General features: G+C 42.0%; 18 protein-coding genes and 1 pseudogene. 12 read left to right on the forward strand and 7 right to left on the reverse strand.

The window, feature by feature from the left end; translation table 11 throughout:
- The first annotated feature begins 140 nt into the window (after window positions 1-140).
- On the forward strand, window positions 141-329 hold the full coding sequence (locus tag PI95_RS23595; RefSeq protein ID WP_163519129.1) for a hypothetical protein: 189 nt from the start codon (window positions 141-143) through the stop codon (window positions 327-329).
- A 6-nt stretch (window positions 330-335) separates the two neighbouring features.
- Here the strand turns inward: PI95_RS23595 and PI95_RS23600 are convergent, their stop codons facing one another.
- The 5 genes from PI95_RS23600 to PI95_RS36945 form a co-directional block, all read right to left on the reverse strand.
- Window positions 336-2,480 carry a TolC family protein gene (locus PI95_RS23600; RefSeq protein WP_039739981.1) on the reverse strand — a complete coding sequence of 715 codons (2,145 nt, stop codon included), beginning with the start codon at window positions 2,478-2,480 and terminating at the stop codon, window positions 336-338.
- Between the two features lie 70 nt (window positions 2,481-2,550).
- Entirely contained in the window at window positions 2,551-4,113 is a 1,563-nt protein-coding gene (kaiC, locus tag PI95_RS23605) for a circadian clock protein KaiC (protein ID WP_039739978.1), read from the reverse strand.
- Window positions 4,114-4,182: 69 nt separating this feature from the next.
- A complete protein-coding gene (gene kaiB, locus PI95_RS23610) occupies window positions 4,183-4,500 on the reverse strand; it encodes a circadian clock protein KaiB (protein WP_039740654.1) in 318 nt (105 codons plus the stop codon).
- A 195-nt stretch (window positions 4,501-4,695) separates the two neighbouring features.
- Window positions 4,696-5,001, reverse strand: a complete 306-nt coding sequence (locus tag PI95_RS23615) for a phosphatase RsbU N-terminal domain-containing protein (RefSeq protein ID WP_039739976.1) — start codon at window positions 4,999-5,001, stop codon at window positions 4,696-4,698.
- Window positions 5,002-5,679: 678 nt separating this feature from the next.
- Window positions 5,680-5,808, reverse strand: coding sequence for a hypothetical protein (locus PI95_RS36945; RefSeq protein ID WP_268896812.1), 129 nt, complete (start codon window positions 5,806-5,808; stop codon window positions 5,680-5,682).
- Window positions 5,809-5,833: 25 nt separating this feature from the next.
- Between PI95_RS36945 and PI95_RS23620 the strand changes: the two genes are divergently transcribed.
- Window positions 5,834-9,220: an ATP-binding protein gene (locus PI95_RS23620; RefSeq protein WP_039739974.1), complete on the forward strand. Its 3,387-nt coding sequence runs from the start codon at window positions 5,834-5,836 to the stop codon at window positions 9,218-9,220.
- A gap of 70 nt (window positions 9,221-9,290) precedes the next feature.
- On the opposite strand, the gene PI95_RS23625 is transcribed toward PI95_RS23620, so the two are convergent.
- Complete coding sequence (locus PI95_RS23625) at window positions 9,291-11,291, reverse strand: ArnT family glycosyltransferase (RefSeq protein WP_163519130.1); 2,001 nt, start codon at window positions 11,289-11,291, stop codon at window positions 9,291-9,293.
- 226 nt (window positions 11,292-11,517) lie between these two features.
- Between PI95_RS23625 and PI95_RS23630 the strand changes: the two genes are divergently transcribed.
- The 6 genes and pseudogenes from PI95_RS23630 (at window position 11,518) to PI95_RS23660 (ending at window position 15,350) form a co-directional block, all read left to right on the forward strand.
- A complete protein-coding gene (locus PI95_RS23630) occupies window positions 11,518-12,597 on the forward strand; it encodes a tyrosine-type recombinase/integrase (RefSeq protein WP_039739969.1) in 1,080 nt (359 codons plus the stop codon).
- 11 nt (window positions 12,598-12,608) lie between these two features.
- Entirely contained in the window at window positions 12,609-12,986 is a 378-nt protein-coding gene (locus PI95_RS23635) for a hypothetical protein (RefSeq protein ID WP_039739967.1), read from the forward strand.
- The gene (locus tag PI95_RS23640) at window positions 12,953-13,564 is read left to right on the forward strand and encodes a site-specific integrase (RefSeq protein ID WP_052324795.1); all 612 of its coding nucleotides are present in this window, start codon (window positions 12,953-12,955) and stop codon (window positions 13,562-13,564) included. Before PI95_RS23635 ends, PI95_RS23640 begins: the two co-directional genes overlap by 34 nt.
- A 21-nt stretch (window positions 13,565-13,585) precedes the next feature.
- Window positions 13,586-14,182, forward strand: a pseudogene (locus PI95_RS36170) (tyrosine-type recombinase/integrase); the annotation flags it as partial.
- 210 nt (window positions 14,183-14,392) lie between these two features.
- A complete protein-coding gene (locus PI95_RS23655; protein ID WP_163519132.1) occupies window positions 14,393-14,545 on the forward strand; it encodes a hypothetical protein in 153 nt (50 codons plus the stop codon).
- Window positions 14,529-15,350 (forward strand): DUF6262 family protein, encoded by an 822-nt coding sequence (locus tag PI95_RS23660; RefSeq protein WP_052324792.1) that lies wholly within the window; start codon window positions 14,529-14,531, stop codon window positions 15,348-15,350. The genes PI95_RS23655 and PI95_RS23660 overlap by 17 nt, the downstream gene beginning before the upstream one ends.
- Window positions 15,351-15,456: 106 nt before the next feature.
- Here the strand turns inward: PI95_RS23660 and PI95_RS23665 are convergent, their stop codons facing one another.
- Entirely contained in the window at window positions 15,457-16,041 is a 585-nt protein-coding gene (locus PI95_RS23665) for a hypothetical protein (protein WP_039739964.1), read from the reverse strand.
- 340 nt (window positions 16,042-16,381) lie between these two features.
- Here PI95_RS23665 and PI95_RS23670 point away from each other — a divergent pair, with 340 nt between their 5' ends.
- The 4 genes from PI95_RS23670 to PI95_RS23685 all read left to right on the forward strand — a co-directional run bounded on the left by PI95_RS23670 (window position 16,382) and on the right by PI95_RS23685 (window position 18,536).
- The gene (locus PI95_RS23670) at window positions 16,382-16,714 is read left to right on the forward strand and encodes a DUF565 domain-containing protein (protein ID WP_039739959.1); all 333 of its coding nucleotides are present in this window, start codon (window positions 16,382-16,384) and stop codon (window positions 16,712-16,714) included.
- A gap of 26 nt (window positions 16,715-16,740) precedes the next feature.
- The gene (locus PI95_RS23675; RefSeq protein WP_163519133.1) at window positions 16,741-16,899 is read left to right on the forward strand and encodes a hypothetical protein; all 159 of its coding nucleotides are present in this window, start codon (window positions 16,741-16,743) and stop codon (window positions 16,897-16,899) included.
- A gap of 73 nt (window positions 16,900-16,972) precedes the next feature.
- Window positions 16,973-17,890, forward strand: a complete 918-nt coding sequence (locus PI95_RS23680; protein WP_039739957.1) for a glycerate kinase — start codon at window positions 16,973-16,975, stop codon at window positions 17,888-17,890.
- 289 nt (window positions 17,891-18,179) lie between these two features.
- Window positions 18,180-18,536: a hypothetical protein gene (locus PI95_RS23685; protein WP_039739955.1), complete on the forward strand. Its 357-nt coding sequence runs from the start codon at window positions 18,180-18,182 to the stop codon at window positions 18,534-18,536.
- Window positions 18,537-18,596 lie beyond the last annotated feature (60 nt).

Consider the following 18,596-nt stretch of genomic DNA (forward strand, 5'->3'; position numbering starts at 1 on the left):
GACAAAAATGGACAGGCTTGTTTTAAAGATCCTCAACACGATAGCGAGTCACAAAGGATGAAGCCTGTCCATTTTTGTCCGGGTTCAGTCCAAGGGACAAGGGGAGGCAGGGGAGGCAGGGGGGCAATCTTATCGCTTTCTTGAGAAATATTTCTTCTTTCTTACCCATTACCCATTACCCATTACCCATTACCCATTACCCATTACCCATGCCCAATGACGGCAGATGCTCGACGCAGGTCCGACACCAAGACCGCACAGCCAAACCTATGCCCACTATCCACCAACCACTATCCACCAACCACCATCCACCATCCACTATCCACTAACATTAACTAACGCAACGCTCTAGAGGTGACGGAGCGTTGTAAACTAGCTAAAGCGCGGTTGTAATCCAAAATAGCTTGGACTCGGTTTCCTTCGGCTTGTGTAAGTGCGGTTTCCGCGTCAATTACTTCGGTTTGAGTACCTACACCAGCTTGAAATCGCAAACGCGCTAACCGCAGAGACTCTCTAGCTTGTTCTAGGGCGCCTGTAGCGGTGCTGACGTTCTGCAAATTAGATTGCAGGGTAGAATAGGCTTGTTCTACCTCAAAGCGGGTTTGATCGCGCTGTTGAGCAAATTGAGTTTCGGCGATCGCAATATTACTTCTTTGTTGATTCGCCCTTGCTCTTGCTGCTCCTCCATCAAACAACCTCCAGTTTGCTTGCACTCCCACCGAATAACCATCGGTAACGCTAGCATTATCATTAAACTGATCTAGCAGATTGTAGTTGGCAACTAAACTAACTTGCGGACCTATTTGTGCAAGCGCTCCGCGTCGCTGTTGCTCAAATATGTTACGTTGTGCTAACTGTTGTTGCAATTCTGGACGGTTTTGGAAAGCTAAAATAATACTTTGTTCCAGCGTTTGATTCCAAAGACCTGCTAATCTTACCGGGTCTGCGGCAACGACATTCACCGACTGACTCAAACTCAACCGAGTCACTAACTGGCGGCGGGCGATTTGCTGCTGCGAGATAGAATTAGTCAAATCTTGTTGGGCGTTTGCTAAATTCACCTGTGATTGCAGTACAGAGAAGCGCGTACCCACTCCAGCTTGTTCTAAAGCTTGTGCATCTCGTAAACTAGCTTGGGCGTTAGTCACAGCCGCAGTGTTAATCCGAACAGTTTCATCTGCTTGTTGCAAGTTGTAGTAATCAGTGGAGACATTCAGCCGGATTACTTCGGATTGACGCTCAACATCCAACTCTTGAAACCGTGCTTGTTCTTCAGCCTGTCTAATAACAGCTTGCCGGCTCCCAGAAGTATAGAGGTTGTACGAAAGTTGCGCTTGACCATTCAAACCCGTACTAGGTTCGTCTTGATTTGCGGAAATCCCTGTTTGTTGTTGCCGTAGCTCTGCCCCAAGCTGACCGCTGGCAGACTGCTGACGAGTTACACTAGCATTAACATCAAAATTGGGTAACAAAGCAGCTTGCGCCTCGCGTACGGCATATTGACTGCGTTGTAGCTGCAATAATGACACCTGTAGATCGCGATTATTTCGCCGTGCTAGTTCTAGTGCTTGTGCTAAAGTAATCGGCTGGATTCCCTGTAGCCTCACTTCTTCTGGTTTGGTGGGAAACTGTAGCGGATTTGGGTTTTGATTGAGGTAATCGGGAATTTGTATTTCCCCTGTAGGTGTAGGTGTTACTGGTATTGGTGTTGGAGTTTGCACTCCTCCTCCCGGTGCGGGGGTAGGAATCGGTGTTATTGGTGCGCTTCTGGGTGTTTGTGCTTGAGTTCCCGAATTACCACCAGTAGAATTATTTTGTCTTTCTCGGCAGGCTTTTAAGTCAATCACCCCATCGGTTAAGGAAAAGGTTTGGCTGTTTTGTGGTTTCTGGGGGCAAAACTGCTGTTTATCTTGTAAACTTGCTGCTGTCGAATCAGAAGTTGAAACTTGTGATACTGTCTGCAACTCAGTAGCCGGATTTTTTTTGTTTGTCAACGCTGCCGGGAACGTAGTTGCTTTCTGGTCAGCTGAAGTCGGTGTATTTTGTGCTAATTTGAATCCGTAGACGCGCAGCGACTTGTCGTTAGACATCGCGCTTTGTTTTTCAAAAGCGATGCGAGAGCGAATTTTATCTCCTAACTCAAAATAATTTTCAGTCGGCACCCAACTGGATACTATACCTTTTTGTCCGATTAACACACCAGTCTTGCCCGTCACTGTTGCTGGAATACTGTTACTAATTAAAGGTTTAACTGTAGTCGAGGATGTAATTACCTCTGGTATACTATCTCTGGCAGTATTGGGCAGCCGTCGATCGATCATGTCTGTAACGGAAGTTTCACTATGAGTGGAACTTGAGACATTACCAGAAGCAGCCAGCTGTACTTCCTCAGCTTTTACAGTTTCAGCCGAAGCAGGCTGAATTGCTAATATTACTATCACACCAGGCAAGAAGCTATGGAATAATTGCTGTCCTTTCACCGCGTCCCCTCACACGAAATCAAGCGGCAGAAACCCTTTACTCACCACAGAATATAGCACGATGCCAAATTTAGGAATCGGAACTCTGTTTGTCTTCAAAACGTTTGACGATGCGAGAAAGTTCCGCCTTTTCATCGATACTAACGCGGGTTGGCGCACCGCTGACAATTCTTTCGTAGTTCCTGAAAGAATCTTTAATTTCTGGACCGTCGGCAGTAATATTGTACTCCCGGATACCTTTATCATGCCATGAACCGCGCATTTTGAATACGTTAATGGCTCTTGACATCTCGCCTTTGATTTCTACATACTGCAACATGAGAATTGTGTCGGTAATCGTGGATATATGAGAATCTGTAATTGCATGAGAACCCATGAATTGGTCAGTTGTATTTGTAAAAAAACCTGTAATTTCTTCTTGTTTAGCGTAACCCGTCACCCCAATTACAAATTGCCGAAATGCATTATTGCTTACTCCTCTTGCTAACGCTGAAAGAGAATCAATCGCAATCCGAGCCGGTTTAAACTCAGCAATCTCTGACTTGATAATTTGTAGGTGGTCTTCTAAACCCGTAGATTCCGGATAAGTACAAATTATTTTCAGCAAACCTTCATGTTCTAATTCTTCAAAATCAATTCCCCAAGATTGAGCGTTTCGAGACAATTGAGCGCGTGATTCTTCATAAGCAAATAATATTGAGCGTTCGTTGTTGAGGCAGGCTTCCTGGATGAACTGGCTAACTAATAAAGTCTTACCAGTGCCAGTAGCTCCTGTTGCCAAAATAATAGAATCTTTAAAGAAACCACCACCGCACATGTCATCTAAAGTTTTCACCCCAGAAGATACGCGGATATTAGAAGACCTTTGCGTCAAGCGCATTGCTCCTAGTGGAAAAATATTAACCCCGGCATTGGTTATAGTAAAAGGATACTCACCTTTCATATGAGTTGTACCGCGCAATTTGAGAATTTCAATTGTGCGACGACGACGTTCTCCTTCTAAAACGTTGCGGACAATTGCTACATTATCAGAAACAAATTCTTCTACCCCAAAAGAGGCTACAGGACCATATTCTTGAGCGCGTTCGGTAGTTATAATTGTTGTGACATTTAGTTGTTTGAGACGTGCTACAAGGCGAAAAATTTCTCGTCGCACGACTGCGACAGCTTCGTACTGTTGAAATACCGCTGTGATAGAATCTATTGAAACTCGTTTGGCTTTATATTTACGAATTGCGTATTGCAGTCGCTCAATGAGTGCTGAAAGGTCAAAGTTTCCTACTATATCTTGACCTTCTGGATCGGGAGAAGCATCAAGAATAAATAATTTGCCTTCAGCGATTAGGTGTTGTAAATTCCAACCAAAAATACCCGCATTTTTAATGATGTCACTGGGTGATTCTTCAAAGGTAACAAATACTCCCGCTTCATCAAAGTAGGTGATACCGCTATAGAGAAACTGAAGAGATAATAAAGTTTTGCCAGTTCCAGAGGTGCCGCTGACTAAAGTAGTTCTACCAACAGGTAAACCACCATGACTGATGTCATCAAACCCCTCGATCATTGTACGAATTTTTTCTACACCCCCACTTGGTGAGGTATTGCTTTGCTCTGTTTGCTCGTTTTCACTCATTGCCAGTTAAATTAACAAATCGCAAGAAAAACCATTGTGACTAAAATTTCTAGTTTTTGATTAAATAATCTATTCCCCAAAATAGTCTTCTTCAGTTAGTTCTTCATAAAGTAAATCCAATCCTATCAACACTTTTTCTCTGTCTGAAAGATCGCCGATTATTTTGCGAACTGGTGGAGGTAAAATTTTCGATAATGTTGGTGTGGCTAATATCTTGTCTTCTTCTGCTAGTTGCGGGTTTTTCAGTACGTCGATTACTTTCAAAGCATAAATACCTTGAAATTCTTGGTCTAATATGTTTTTGAGTATTTTTAACGCCCGTACTGAATTGGCGGTGTTCCCTGCTACATAAAGTTTGAGAACATAGGTTTTTCTGACTTTATTCATAAAAGTACAGGCTATAGTGAGAAATGAAACTACGCACTCATTGCGTTCTAAGTAGCGATAAGTCGATCTTAATCTACGCACTGTCGGTCCAGGCATTGAACGCGTTCGCGGAGCGTTGTCGTCCCGACATCGCATCTTTAAAAGAACGTTTTCGACCCTCGGTAACTTTTGTACTGATGTTCGCTCTTGTTCAATTTATTTATAAATCGAACTTCTATATGCTTCGCATAGGTGAGCCAAAACATCAATCAGTGTCAGCCGATAATCAAGTAACGATTCATCGCTCCTTCCTTCTAATTTTAGCTGTTTGGAAAACTCTTCAATTAAATCCATGTGAATCTCTATAATTTGCGGCACAGGAATATTAGCACAAAATACTGCATTGATAAATTTATCAATTTTTTCCTTCAGTGTTTTGTCTGTGGTAAAGTAATTTATAAGAATTTGTCGGTAATCTGATTTAAGTTGCTGCAACAATGCCTGCTTGTCGGCTCTCGTCATCTGCTAAAAAACTGCTGAGGTTTTGGGCAATGTAAATAAATCATAATATTTGTCAAGAAGTTTTTCATATAGTTTTTTTGCATTTCTTTACTTATTCTATGGCGATGGGTAATTATGTATGAAATCACCTCACATATATTGAGTGCTGAAATTTTGCTCTTATCATTAGGGTAAGTTTTGCCGACCAAGAATTATCAACGGATAACAAGTGGCACCATTCAGTCAGACTGAGCGTCAAGTCAACTTCTAGTCCAGCCAAATGTAAAGTTTTATATCAAAATATGATGTTAACTATTTAACAAATGGCAGCTACTAAACTCTGAGATAATGGTAGTTGTTGAGTCAGGGTTGGTGGTGGAGAGAGCAGTGTTTAATTTTTTGTTAGGGTGTATATATCTATCTAAATATAGATTTTGGGAATTCACTCCTTGATAAGATACTTAAACGAACTTAAAAAATTGTCGTATTCTAAATCATTATAATTCCTCAAGGTTCAAAAGCGAATCTTTATTACATAATTGTTCTAGTTACAGAATATTGCTTTCTCGATTTAAACACTAGGAGGATACACTTAAGGATGCTTGATTGAAGTGACGAGCGGCTTAGTTTGACACCGCCGTAATAATTGTTAACTTTTCATTCATAAGTGCAGAACAGACACTATCGATTTGCGAGCTGCTATTCAAGAATGGCGTTGAAATTGTAACCACAAAGCGCGATCGCGCTTTGCTTCATACGTCGGATATTGCTTCGCTGTGAAACGCCATCGGCTACTTTTAAAGCAGGTGGTGATGCTGGAGCTTCCATAGTCACGTGGGACAACCAAAGTTTTATGCCAATGTTACAGTACCCGCTTAATGATTTTGTGGCAACCGTACCGAGTTGTAGAGAAACAACAACTCTGGCAGTTTTGCTAGAAATATTTGCCCAACAACAGTGCGATCGCGTCGTAGTGGTGAATGAGCAAGAATACCCAATAGGGTTGCTGTACTCATCGCGTTTAATACCACAATTTTTGGCGGCAAAACAACGCCAAGGAAATTTTAAGTTTTTAGATTTACAGCAGCCAATCTCAATATTAGATAAAGCTTTAATTGAACCAATACAAATATTGTCCGCATCTTTAAATGTGGATCAATTTGGCTTGTTTTTGGCTTCTCAAAGTGGCGAAAGCAATAACTTAAATTGGGCGCTAATTGACGCAAAGAAAAAATATTTGGGATTGGTAGATACAGTTAGCCTGTTACGATTGTTAGCGCAAGTGGAAATTGACGCAAGTGAGAGCGATCGCGACAACAGCAAAAAAACTGTACAGCAGAAAAAAGCTAGTAGTACGTTAATTCCTAAGGGTAGACCCAAAGGAGCTTGTCATCAGACATCGGCTAAACAAAAAGAATATCAGCCAGAGGGACACAAACCACTGGTGCAGTTATTGGAACGATTGCCTTGGCCCTTAATGTTGCAAACTAGTAGTGGCGAAGTAGTCACCCAAAACCCAGCATGGTGGCAACAATTAGGTGGATTGAAAGATCCAGAAGGAGTGAGGCAACAAGTAGGAGAAATATTAAATTCATCAACAAAATCAGAATATCCGACAGCCACGATTGGCAATATCATTAACACATGCAACGACCTTGATGAGGAGGTATCTAGAGATATTCAACTTAATTGTCGAGAAAATACTTCCGAAGTAATAACTAAAAAAAGCTTGTCGCCACGACGAAAATCAATACCAATAATCAAAAAATTACCAGAGCAAATATTTACCGAAGCTAATACTGCAAATCGATGTTTGTTTGATAGCAATTTAGGAATATGCACCTGCATTTTAGAAGTGCAAAATGGTCAAGAGCGAGTTTGGCAATTTGCGAAAATTCCCTTAGATAGTATTGAGTTGAAAATTCTGAATCCTGAGTTAGAGATGCCCCAGACACAGGAATCAGAAGGCAATGAATTGTGGTTAGTCTTAGCAACTGACGTAACCGAACAGCAGCAACTTTGTAAAGAACTGGCGGCAAAAAATGCCGACTTAGTTCAATTGAATCGCTTAAAAGATGAATTTTTAGCTTGTATTAGTCACGAATTAAAAACACCTTTGACTGCCGTTTTAGGATTATCAAGGTTGCTTGTAGATCGACAATTAGGAGAATTAAACGAGCGTCAAGCGCGTTACGCGGGATTGATTCATCAAAGCGGACGACATTTAATGAGTGTGGTCAATGACATTTTAGATTTGACCCGCATGGAAACCGGACAGATGGAGTTGACTTTAACACCGGCAAAAATTCGGGCAGTATGCGATCGCGCTGCATCCGAAGCGAAAGCCATCCACACTCAAAACAGTAAAACTCCAGTCAACGTCTCTCCTCAAGCTTCACGTTCACCCGACCATCAATTTACCCTTTCCATCGAACCAGGTTTAGACCAAATCATCGCCGATGAATTACGCTTGCGGCAAATGTTGGTACATTTGCTTTCCAATGCTTTCAAATTCACCGAAACAGGTGGAGAAATTGGGCTGCGGGTAAGTCGTTGGGAAGGTTGGATTGCTTTTACAGTCTGGGACACAGGTATAGGTATTCCCGAACATCAACAGCACTTAATATTTCAAAAATTTCAACAACTAGAAAATCCCCTCACCCGCCAATTTGAAGGCACAGGTTTGGGGTTAGTATTAACTAGAGCTTTGGCACGTCTCCACGGTGGTGATGTGAGCTTTCTCTCTCGTGAAGGCAAAGGTAGCCAATTTACTTTACTACTACCCCCCAGTCCTCCCAAAACAAACTTCGGCGATCAAGATATGGGGGTAGAAGACACCGCAGCGCACAAAATCGAAGACGCCGATAGCTTAAGCGTCTTGCCTCGTTCTCGTCTCAGCGTGTCTTCAACTCCTGCCAATCTTGCCGCTAGCGAACAACGTTTAGTGTTAGTAGTTGAGGCAGTAGCTCGATATATTGAAGAACTCACCGAGCAGTTGACAGGTTTGGGTTATCGGGTAGTGATTGCGCGATCGGGATGCGAAGCAGTTGAAAAAGCCCGTCGCTTGCAACCGAAAGCTGTATTTTTGAATCCACTGTTACCCCTTTTGTCGGGTTGGGATGTGCTGACTTTAATTAAATCAGATGCTGCAACTCGTCACATAAGAGTGATTGTGACAGCAACAGGAGCCGAAAAAGAACAAGCATTTGCTAATAGTGCCGATGGTTTTATCAGCTTACCAGTGCAGCATCAGGTTTTGGCACCACTTCTAGAAAAGTTGTGTGCAGCTAAAGAAGCGCAGCAACCGAGTCAAGATAATACAAAAATCAATGTTCACACCCCACTGCGAATTCTTCGGTTGGTCAATTCCGAGTTAGAATCTGTCAATCCCCATCCATCACTGCGAGAACATCGGGTAATCGAAGTTGATGATTTAGATCAAGCAGAACTTTTAGCGCGAGTTTGGCAGTTCGATGTAATATTGCTGGATAAAGAAGTTTCAAAAGCAAAAGTTTATTTGCAACAACTCAGTCAACATCCTCGTTTGGCAGCTTTACCATTAGTTACCTGCGATGTAGCAACGACATTAGAAGCTTCACAAGTGGATGGACTTTCTGTATTTCCTTGCTTGTCGTCATTTACCAACGATAACAATAGTCAAACAGGGAAAACAGACGCTTTATTGTCAGTGCTGCAAATTGCTTCTGGGATGTGCTGTCCACCCAGCTTGTTAGTAGTCGATTTGACCATGTTGCCCGATCTGCCACAGTTAACGCGCAAGCAGATTAGCGATTATGGATCGTCCAATAATTCCGCACTCAACAATTTAACAGCGGAGCGCGGTTCTGAGTGGTTTCAAGCTTTAATTCAGTATCTGCAAACAGCAGGTTTGAAAGCTGCAATGGGTCGCTCTTGGGCAGAAATGCTACAACAAATTCGCCACCACAGCGTTGATTTATTGCTGATTTGTTTAGGTGAATCTTCTAATGAAAAAGAAGCGCGAGCTGCACTGAAAACATTAGGACAATTGCCTTTTGATTTGCCACCGATTTTGGTACTAGACCAGCGATTAAATCCCCAAGAGGTTAGTTCAGCGCATAAGAAAAACCAGAAAAAAACTCAGGAGAAATTGGAGTCAATAGAAACGGTTGTGGATGCGATCGCTACTCAGATTTTGCCCCGCTCAATCTCGATGGAAGATTTGTTAAACCAGATTAATCAAGCTTTGAAGAGGAGTTAGGGGTTAGGGGTTAGGGGTTAGGAGAACGGAGTAGGAGTTAGGGGTTAGGAGAACGGAGTTCTCCTAACTTCTAACTTTTAAAAGGCACTCTAATCAATTGATAAGCACCACTGATGCCTAAATTTTCGTAATCGGCTGGTTGCAAATTCATTTGTATCAACTTTTTCGGCTGAGAAAGAACCAGCACTGAGGCTGGCTGTGCTTTCTTCGCTGCTTGGTTTTGGATATGCTCTTGAGCATGTTCAGTAAATTTGAGGAAAGTTACATTTTCATGAGTGTAAAATACAACAGTTGGTTTTTTAAACCCAACCATGATTAATTCTTCATTTGGTTGTTTTGCTTGTACTGCGATCGCCGATAATTCTCTTAAAGGCAACTGACGCTCATGATCTATCAAAAACAAAGCAGGCATCAACACAACAATTAAAAACGCCGTTAATCCCAGTAAATTTACACCGATAATCGGCAGCCAAAAACGACGCAGTAATAAAACCGCAATAATTACCGCACAAAGCAGCCAAATTATACCCCCCAACATCGGTAAATTTAACTGTTGAAGTTGTTGGGGAAAGTTAGGTGCAGCTGGATCTTTACCTAATAATTCAGGTAAGTGAAATAATGCCACTCCTACCGCCGATAAAAATGCTACATTTACCCAGCCACTCCAGAGGGGGAAATGGGGAGAGGGGGGGATGGGGAGAGGGGGGGATGGGGGGAGGGGGGGAGTGGGGGAAGACAAGGAAGACGAGGAGACAAACTCCCCCTTGTCCCCCTTGTGCCCCTTGTGCCCCTTGTCCCCCTGCCCTCTTGTCCCCTTGTCTAAGAGAAAGTCGCTCCATAAGAGCGTTACTAAAATTGCTGCTGCTGGCATTAAAGGTAAAACATAACTGGGGAGTTTGGTGACAGCAATGGTGAAAAAGCTAAAGACAACAATAAACCAGATAAAGGCAAATAAACTAAGTTGTTGAGAGCGTTCTTGAGAGCGCCAGTATTTTATTTGCCAAAACTTCAACCTGGCGATCGCAATCGGCAAGTAAACTGAGTATGGCGCAAAGCCTAGCAGTACTACTACAAAGTAAAAATACCAAGGCGCTCTGTGACCATTAACGACTTCTGTAAAGCGTTCTAGGTTGTGATAGCCAAAAAACGAGTTAATATAATTCCAACCATTGCGCCAAATTACCAACACATACCAGGGTACTGATAAAGTAAAAATTATCAGCATCCCGATGAGAAAGCGCATTTCTCGCAACACTTCTCGCACCTTCCCGACGTAAAGCAGAAACGCCGCGATAATCAGCCCCGGTAAGACAATTCCCACCGGTCCCTTAGTCAAAATCGCCCCAGCAATTAGCACATAAAAAGCTAAATACCACTTATTCGGCAATAGCGATTGGGATGAGAGATTGGGAATAACCTTCTTCCCCATTCCCCATTCCCCCAACGGGAGAGCCAGTCGCCTCAACGCGGGGAACCCGCGCACGGCGCTGGACTCACCATTCCCCATTCCCTTACTTGCGTATCCCAGAAAAAAGCATAACAAAGCTGTTGCTACGCATCCAGTTAGCAGCATATCTGAGACACCCGTTCTTCCCCAGACAATCATTTCTGGAGTGAGTGCCATGATAGCGGCTCCTAAAGCAGCTGTTAACCAGCGTCGAGTCGGGCGAGAAATATGCTCTAACTCGTCAAGTCTAGCCAGATACATGAGCAAAGTGTAAAATGACACACTAATCACAGCTAGCGCGGCGATCGCACTTGGCAGACGCACTGCCCATTCATTCACACCAATGATTGCATAGGCGATCGCCTGACACCAGTAAATCAAAGCAGGCTTATCAAAACGAGTTTCACCATTGAAAAACGGCGTGATCCAATCACCCGTAACGAACATTTGGCGTGAAGCTTCGGCAAACAGCGGCTCTGTCTCATCAATCAAGCCAATACTGCCCAAATTCCACCCATAACCCACCCAACCAATCAAAATCAGCCAGAAAATCGATAGAGTCACAGCTAGAACTGGACGCTTTCCTAAATTGTTGAACCATCGGTCAACTGCGCGATTAGTCATTGGTCATCAGTCATTAGTCATTAGTTACTAGGCAGCGCGATCGCGAATTATAACAATCAATAGTTACTAGTCAACCGCAACTAGTCAATAGTCGTTGATTACTTAACAATAGTTGCCCAAAACAATTCTTTAAAGTAAACAACAACATATTGACCTACGATCAGTTTACATTATAGAATAATCCCAGCTAGCTATTCTATGATGTAAACGTTGTAAACTAAGTATAATGAAAGTACAAAGGGTGCGCCTCCCTAACACCGACAGTGTAACTTGGACGGTGCTAGGAGATGATTATCTGCCAATTCGACCTATCGAGCAGTTTATCAGCTATCTGGAAAGTATTGAGCGATCGCCAAACACCATCAGGGCTTACGCTCACCACCTCAAGCTGTATTGGGAATTTTTGCGGGATACCAATAGAGACTGGACAAAAATCAAAATTTCTGATTTAGCTGAATTTATCTCTTACTTGCGCCAACCTCAAGTGGGTGTTTTATCGCTGCAACCACAAGAAGCTAGACGTACCGAGACAACAGTAAACGTGATTATTACTTCGGTGTGCGTACTTTATGATTACCAAGAGCGTTTAGGCACAGTTAAAGAAATTCCAATTTACAGTCAGATGATACAAGGTAGGCAGTATAAAAGCTTTTTGCACCATATAAATAAAAGTAAACCTGTTAAGACTAAGTTAATCAAACTGAAAGAACCAAAGCGTATTCCTAAAACTCTAACTCAAGAGCAGGTCACAGGATTAATTACTGCTTGCGATCGCTTCAGGGATAAATTTTTAATTTTCTTACTTTATGAAACAGGAATGCGAATTGGTCAAGCATTAGGCTTAAGACATTCTGACATCAAGTCCTGGGATAATTTAATTAAAATAGTTCCCCGCTGTGATAACGCTAATGGAGCTAGAGCAAAAACAAAAGAAGAATATAACGTTCATGTTACTAAGGAATTGATGGAGTTCTACTCCAGATATTTATTAGGAGAATTTAATGAATGTGATAGCGATTATGTTTTTATAAACTTATGGGATGGTGTAATAGGGCAGCCGATGAAATATCCCGCTGTAGCAGATTTATTCCGCCGTCTTAGCAAGAAAACTGGAATTAAATTTAATGCCCACATGATGCGCCATACCCACGGGACTGAATTAGCGCGTAGTGGGTGGGATGCTTCCTACATTCAAAAAAGGTTGGGTCATTCTGATGTACAAACTACAATCAAAACTTACATTAATTTGAATGACGATGATTTGAAAGAGGCTTACAAAGAATATTTAGATAAACCGAAGAAGTAAAAAATAAAGTAATGGAAGCTTTAAAAATTCATTGGTCGTTGGATAAACATCAAGCGTTAGAAGCAGATTTGAAAGGTTTTTGGGCGAACGACGAATGGGATATAACTAAATGTCCGCTATTTGGACAGCAAAAAAGAGTTTCAAGCAATCGGTATATTAATTTTGGGTGTAACTCACCAACAATTAATGCAGAACTAAAATATGCTTGCTGGCAAAAACTTATAAAACAGGAATGGTCAATTAATACTTTATGGATTCACAAGAGAAAAATTAAGAATATTGTAGAGTGGTTAAATAGTGTAACGAATAAAGGAATTTCTTTACTAGAGAACATGACGAAAGATGGGAATTGTCATTGCGTTCTTATTTATCTGAACATAATGAATTAAAAAAACGCACTAGAGAATATTACAATGTTAAGTTTCAAGTGAATAAAAAGGTTTTTATTAAAGATGAAACACTCATTTACTTTACCCAAATTTATAAAGTTATATTGGATTACTACGACGACAGAGATGAGCATGAGAAAGATGTGTGGGAACTGCATAAATTGGGAGTCAGAGTTAATCCCTCTCGCGCTAAATGTACTTTAAATTTTACTAGGATTAATCAAGCCTGGTTGAAAGAAGCTACTAAAAAGTATATTCGCTATAGATTATCGATTTATTCAGCAGAAAAATCTTTAGATAGCATAGGAGCCATTAATGATTTTTCCGCATTTATTGCTTACTATCATCCTTTGTTACAAGCGCAAGATATTGACCGTCGCTTAATATTGGAGTACATAACTCAACTTCCACATACTGGATTGCATCCTCGAACAATATCGAAATCTATTGGTTCTTTAAAAAAGTTTCTAGAAATGTGTGCAATTGAGGAGTGGCTGCCTGTTCCTGATAAAAGACTAATTTATGCCGAAGATTTTCCCAAACCTACAAGAGGACTACCTCGTTATATTCCTGAATAAGTATTAGTTCAATTCAATCAAAATATTGAACAGTTGCATCCATATTATATGCGAATGGCTCTAATCATTCAGGAATGTGGAATGCGAATTAGCGAGCTATGTAACATCTCATTTGACTGTTTGATTCAAGACAATGAGCGAGATTGGTTTTTACTTTACTATCAATTTAAAATGAAAAAAGAGCATACAATACCAATCTCTCCATATGTTGCAACAGTGATTCAAGAACAACAATCGATAGTCAGAGAAGAATGGGGTGATAATTTTTCTTACTTATTTCCTGCCCCAAAACCTCATGGTAAGGGTAGACCAGTCAGACCTAAACCATTCGCGGATGCTTTAAATAAACTAGCTGTTCAAAAATAAATTCGAGATATAAACGGTAATATTTGGCATTTTCAAACCCATCAATTTCGGCATACTGTTGGTACAAAAATGATTAATAATGGAGTACCTCAGCATATTGTTCAACGGTATTTAGGGCATGAATCGCCGACAATGACAGCAACCTATGCTTATATTTTTGACAAAACTTTAAAAAATGAATTTATAAAATTTAAGGACAAAATTGTTGACGTAACAGGAAAGACGATATCGCAAGATGCAATTGTACAATAATTAGTATCTGGTTCAGACTCCAATAATATTGATGAGCAATGGTTGAAACGAAATATATTAGCGCAAGCATTACAAGAGCGGACTATGCGCTTTGCCTGTAGTTCAAGGTGTCTGTCCTTGGGGTGCTAATAAATGCCTGACCGGAACAGATGGCAAAGGATGCGCTCCCGATCAAAACTGATAGCAGGTATTTAGATAGGCATAAGGAACATGCGCGATCGTACCAATAAAATAGTCACTTGGGCTGAAGAAAACTCACAAAGCAGACGCTCTCAAGAAATTCTCAAAGAGAACCTACCAGTTAAAACTAATCTAGAACGCATTATCGTTTCTTTGGAGGATTGCAATGAAACATCAACGTAATGTGGAGGGGTTACGTCAAAATGCCCTGAAGAAAAGGCAAGAAGCTTTTGATAGGGTTGAGGCAGCAATTAAGCAACTTATAAAAGAAAACCGTTCCATAAACTTTAAAACTGTTGCCGAGGTTGCGGAGGTTTCTACTGCTTGGCTGTACAAAGAGCCTGAAATAAAGTCTCGCATTGAGCATCTTCGTGAAGCAGGAACTAGGAAACAGAAATCAGTACCATCGTTACAAAAGGCAACAGATGCATCAAAAGATGCCAAGTATCAAACCCTGAAGCGGCGAGTGCAAGATATTGAAGCTGAAAACCGTGGATTACGTGAGCATTTAGAAGCGATTCACGGACGGCAGCGAGTCTTAGCGGACGAGAATGAAGTACTGCTCAGAGAAGTTGAGCGTCTAACAAAATCCTTATCTGAAGCATATAAAGAAGTTGAAAGACTAAAGCAGAAGTCACAATTATTGCAACAATGCCCTAGCAACCTGGAGGTGACAGATCAAGAAGGCAGTTTTCACCTGAGTGCTTCCTCCGGAAACGTGCCGCACAAAGTGGACAGCGCTAAAGAAAAAATAACAGCTATCTCCACCCGTAAATCTCCGTCTACTAACGTCAGCACTAAGATTCAAGCTGAGTTGGATACGTTGGAAATCCAATTGAATCTTACCTTAAAAAAAACGATAAGCTCCGTTTCTGAGAAAGCGACACTCTTGGCTATTGAAGCGCTTAAAGAAGCTCAGTCTAAAGCAGAAGTGCCAAATCCGGCTGGTTTCCTAGTTAGAGCAATCAAAGAAGAGTGGATACCATAACGTTCGTGACCTCCGCACGGCACTGGCGATCGCAACGCACTGGCTCCCCTTGTCCCCCCACTCCCCCTTGTCCCCATTCCCCATTCCCCATTCCCCATTCCCTAAACTATTGACTCAGAATTAATTGCCATTCTTTGCCTTGAGCATTCCAAACAGGTATGGAAGTTTCGCCGACAACATATGGTCCCCAGTAACGGCGCGAACCATCTTGGGCAAAAGCCACTAAAATATCTCCCTTCTCTAGCTTTAAGTTCCCTTGAGGCAAAGAAAGAATTAGCCCCTTCTCATTACCTTCCCTAGGAGCAAAATCCCAATGCGCCGGCACATCGAAAGAGTTAGTTTGAGTTTTCTCGCCTTTAGAAGGCGATCGCGCTAGCATTGCTAGTCTTACAGGCTGATCTGTTTGATTGCTCATTCGCAAACTACCTTGCTCTCCCGCCTTTGGAGCCGAGTTATCATTACTATATGTTAAGACCGAATTACCAGTCTCTTTACTGCTGTCCGCTTTGTTATCAAAAACAGGTGCAGAATCTGTCATCTGGTCTTCAGGCTTGTGTGTAGGCGGTAGAAAAGACTTTTCTGGCTTTTCTGACTCGAAAGACACACTTACTTGAAAGTATGCCAGCAACAGTCCAAGCAGCCCCAAAGCACAAGCTACGACAGTAGCGTTACGATACACTGACGATTTCATATTGATAATTATTAGAAATAAGTATTTTGTTTAGGCTTGCCCAAATAGTAGCTTATTATCCAAAAAAGCAATTAAACAAAATTGCCTATTGTAGACTCTCTTTAAATTAGCAAATAAAATGTATCAAAAATGTCATTTTGAGCAAAAGTATACCCGCTGGCAAGTAGCCTTAACAAAGCTTTTCAGCTTGGCTCAGTACGACAAAATGTATAATCTTTTATTTACGCCAAAAAAACCAATAGCATCTACAATACTATTCAAACAAACTTATGCTCAAAACGATATTCTCTCTAGAGAAGTATTTTATGATATGTTGACTTTTCCATAAAAGTCTGAGTCAATGCAAAATACTCGTCTCAATAATTTGTCGAATGCCATTGCTACCCGCCTAAGGGAATGGTTTTTCAATCCTTGGCGGCGACTATCGCTGCTATTGATTAGTTTTTTGTTCGGTTTTTTTTTGGGATCGGCAGTTGCTACCACAGCCGGACAAACTGCTGAATGGGATATTGTGGTAGCCGGAACTTTAGTAGTAGTGACAGAAGTCAGCAGCAGAATATTTTATCGTAGCAGCATTTTCGCAAGGCGATCGCTCTGGATAGAATCCCTAAACTTTCTCAAAGTTGGTTTCACCTACAGTTTATTTCTCGAAGCCTTCAAGCTGGGATCGTGAGGAGTGGGGGAGGGGGGGAGGGGGGGATGGGGGGATGGGGGGACAAGGCAGACTTGGGGGACAAGGCAGACTTGGGAGACTTGGGGAGCCAGTGCGTTGCGCGGGTTTCCCGCGCTATCTGCATCTGGCGTGGACAACTAAGCACTACCCACGCTCCGACTAAGCACTATCCACGCTCCGACTAACAACTATCCACTATCCACTAACCCTTAACCAATTACCCACTACCCATTACCCATTACCCATTACCCATTACCAATGCCCAATGACCAATTACGTTTGTTGAAATCTGTCTACCCAGCTTTTAGCCAGTTCTGCGAAACTACGCTACATCGTCAACCCAATGCGATGTTAGAGGTGTTGAGGAATTTGTGGCTACCTTTGGGAATGCAACTAGCATCACGCCGTCAAGAGTTGGGGCGTCCATTTATACAGGGAATTTTAGGAGGACAGGGAACCGGGAAAACGACAATGTGCGCGGTTCTCACCTTGATTCTCAAAGAGTTGGGATATCATACCCTGAGTTTATCATTAGATGACTTATACAAAACTTATAGCGATCGCCTAAAACTAACACAGCAAGACCCCCGTTTAATTTGGCGCGGTCCCCCAGGAACCCATGATATAGACTTAGGCTTAACTGTACTAGATCGAATTCGCCAGTTACAAAATCCAGTAGCAGTTCCCCGCTTTGATAAATCTGCTTGCGGCGGTGCGGGTGATAGAATCACTCCAGAAATTGTCGAAGGTGTAGATATTGTATTATTTGAAGGTTGGTTTGTTGGCGTGCAACCCATCAACCCCGCAGCATTTGATACTGCACCCCCACCAATTATTACAGATGAAGATAAAGCATTTGCTCGTGATATGAATCGCCGATTAAGCGATTATCTACCACTGTGGCAGCGATTGGACAGCTTAATCGTGCTGTATCCTAAAGATTACCGATGCTCTTTAGAATGGCGCCTCCAAGCGGAACAGCAGATGATTGCTGCTGGTAAATCAGGAATGAGCGAAAAAGAAATAGAGCAATTTGTTTATTATTTTTGGCGTTCTCTTCATCCCGAATTATTCATCAAACCATTGGTAACAATGCCGACATTAGTTGATTTAGTTATCGAGATTAATACTGACCATAGTTTTGGTGCAGTTTATCAACCAAAAGATGTTTCTTAGTTATTAGACCTCAAGACTCATTACCCGACGACTGAAGTCGCGGCTATAAAAACGAAGTCCGCCGGCGCGGACTTAATGCCTAAAAGCCTGCGAAGGCAGGCTTTGTTTGTATAGCCACAGGCTGGAAGCCTGTGGGCGCTTAAGTGCAAAATCACAAAGAAATAATATGAGAATTGGCAATGGGAAACTACTACTCGTGCATTGGGTAGAACCCGTTCTAGTTATAGATGTTAGGTCATTTAACTTAAATTTAAAATAGAAGTAAGTCAGAAAAAAAACACTCTTCTACATGAAAATACAGTCATCAGTGCTAGTCCATCTGGGATTCGGAAAATACGTGCGCTCAGATCAGGTAACAGCAGTAGTACCAATTGAGGAAGAGCGCGGACCTGGGCGGCGAACTTTTGTTCATCTACAGGGGCAAAACGACCCAGTTATCGCTTCGCGGGCTGAAGACACCATCGTGCGCGATTTGGTGCAGGAGCCGCGAGAAGTTACTCAATCACGTCAACAGCAAGAAATTCTCCAAGATTTATTGGTAGATTTAGGCAACGTTAACTCAACTGTGCGGCGGATCAGTCGTGATGAAGGCGGTTTGGATCTTGAACGGTTGGAGCGGCGCATCCGCCAAGTTTTAGAGAATTAATTAAATAATGGGCGTTTCCCGAACCACGGAACCGCCCTTTTGTCCTCAAGTGATTTTTAG

It is taken from the genome of Hassallia byssoidea VB512170 (assembly GCF_000817785.2).
GTDB lineage: Bacteria > Cyanobacteriota > Cyanobacteriia > Cyanobacteriales > Nostocaceae > Hassallia > Hassallia carrinoi.

Excerpts from the sequence above, each read along its gene's own strand:
- PI95_RS36945 (WP_268896812.1), bottom strand. The coding sequence starts at position 5,808 with ATGGAAGCTCCAGCATCACCACCTGCTTTAAAAGTAGCCGATGGCGTT.
- PI95_RS23655 (WP_163519132.1), top strand. The coding sequence starts at position 14,393 with ATGCGCGATCGTACCAATAAAATAGTCACTTGGGCTGAAGAAAACTCA.
- PI95_RS23680 (WP_039739957.1), top strand. The coding sequence starts at position 16,973 with ATGCCCAATGACCAATTACGTTTGTTGAAATCTGTCTACCCAGCTTTT.
- kaiC (WP_039739978.1), bottom strand. The coding sequence starts at position 4,113 with ATGAGTGAAAACGAGCAAACAGAGCAAAGCAATACCTCACCAAGTGGG.
- PI95_RS23620 (WP_039739974.1), top strand. The coding sequence starts at position 5,834 with ATGCCAATGTTACAGTACCCGCTTAATGATTTTGTGGCAACCGTACCG.
- PI95_RS23670 (WP_039739959.1), top strand. The coding sequence starts at position 16,382 with ATGCAAAATACTCGTCTCAATAATTTGTCGAATGCCATTGCTACCCGC.
- PI95_RS23685 (WP_039739955.1), top strand. The coding sequence starts at position 18,180 with ATGAAAATACAGTCATCAGTGCTAGTCCATCTGGGATTCGGAAAATAC.
- PI95_RS23665 (WP_039739964.1), bottom strand. The coding sequence starts at position 16,041 with ATGAAATCGTCAGTGTATCGTAACGCTACTGTCGTAGCTTGTGCTTTG.
- kaiB (WP_039740654.1), bottom strand. The coding sequence starts at position 4,500 with ATGAATAAAGTCAGAAAAACCTATGTTCTCAAACTTTATGTAGCAGGG.
- PI95_RS23615 (WP_039739976.1), bottom strand. The coding sequence starts at position 5,001 with ATGACGAGAGCCGACAAGCAGGCATTGTTGCAGCAACTTAAATCAGAT.
- PI95_RS23660 (WP_052324792.1), top strand. The coding sequence starts at position 14,529 with ATGAAACATCAACGTAATGTGGAGGGGTTACGTCAAAATGCCCTGAAG.
- PI95_RS23630 (WP_039739969.1), top strand. The coding sequence starts at position 11,518 with ATGAAAGTACAAAGGGTGCGCCTCCCTAACACCGACAGTGTAACTTGG.
- PI95_RS23635 (WP_039739967.1), top strand. The coding sequence starts at position 12,609 with ATGGAAGCTTTAAAAATTCATTGGTCGTTGGATAAACATCAAGCGTTA.
- PI95_RS23675 (WP_163519133.1), top strand. The coding sequence starts at position 16,741 with ATGGGGGGATGGGGGGACAAGGCAGACTTGGGGGACAAGGCAGACTTG.
- PI95_RS23625 (WP_163519130.1), bottom strand. The coding sequence starts at position 11,291 with ATGACTAATCGCGCAGTTGACCGATGGTTCAACAATTTAGGAAAGCGT.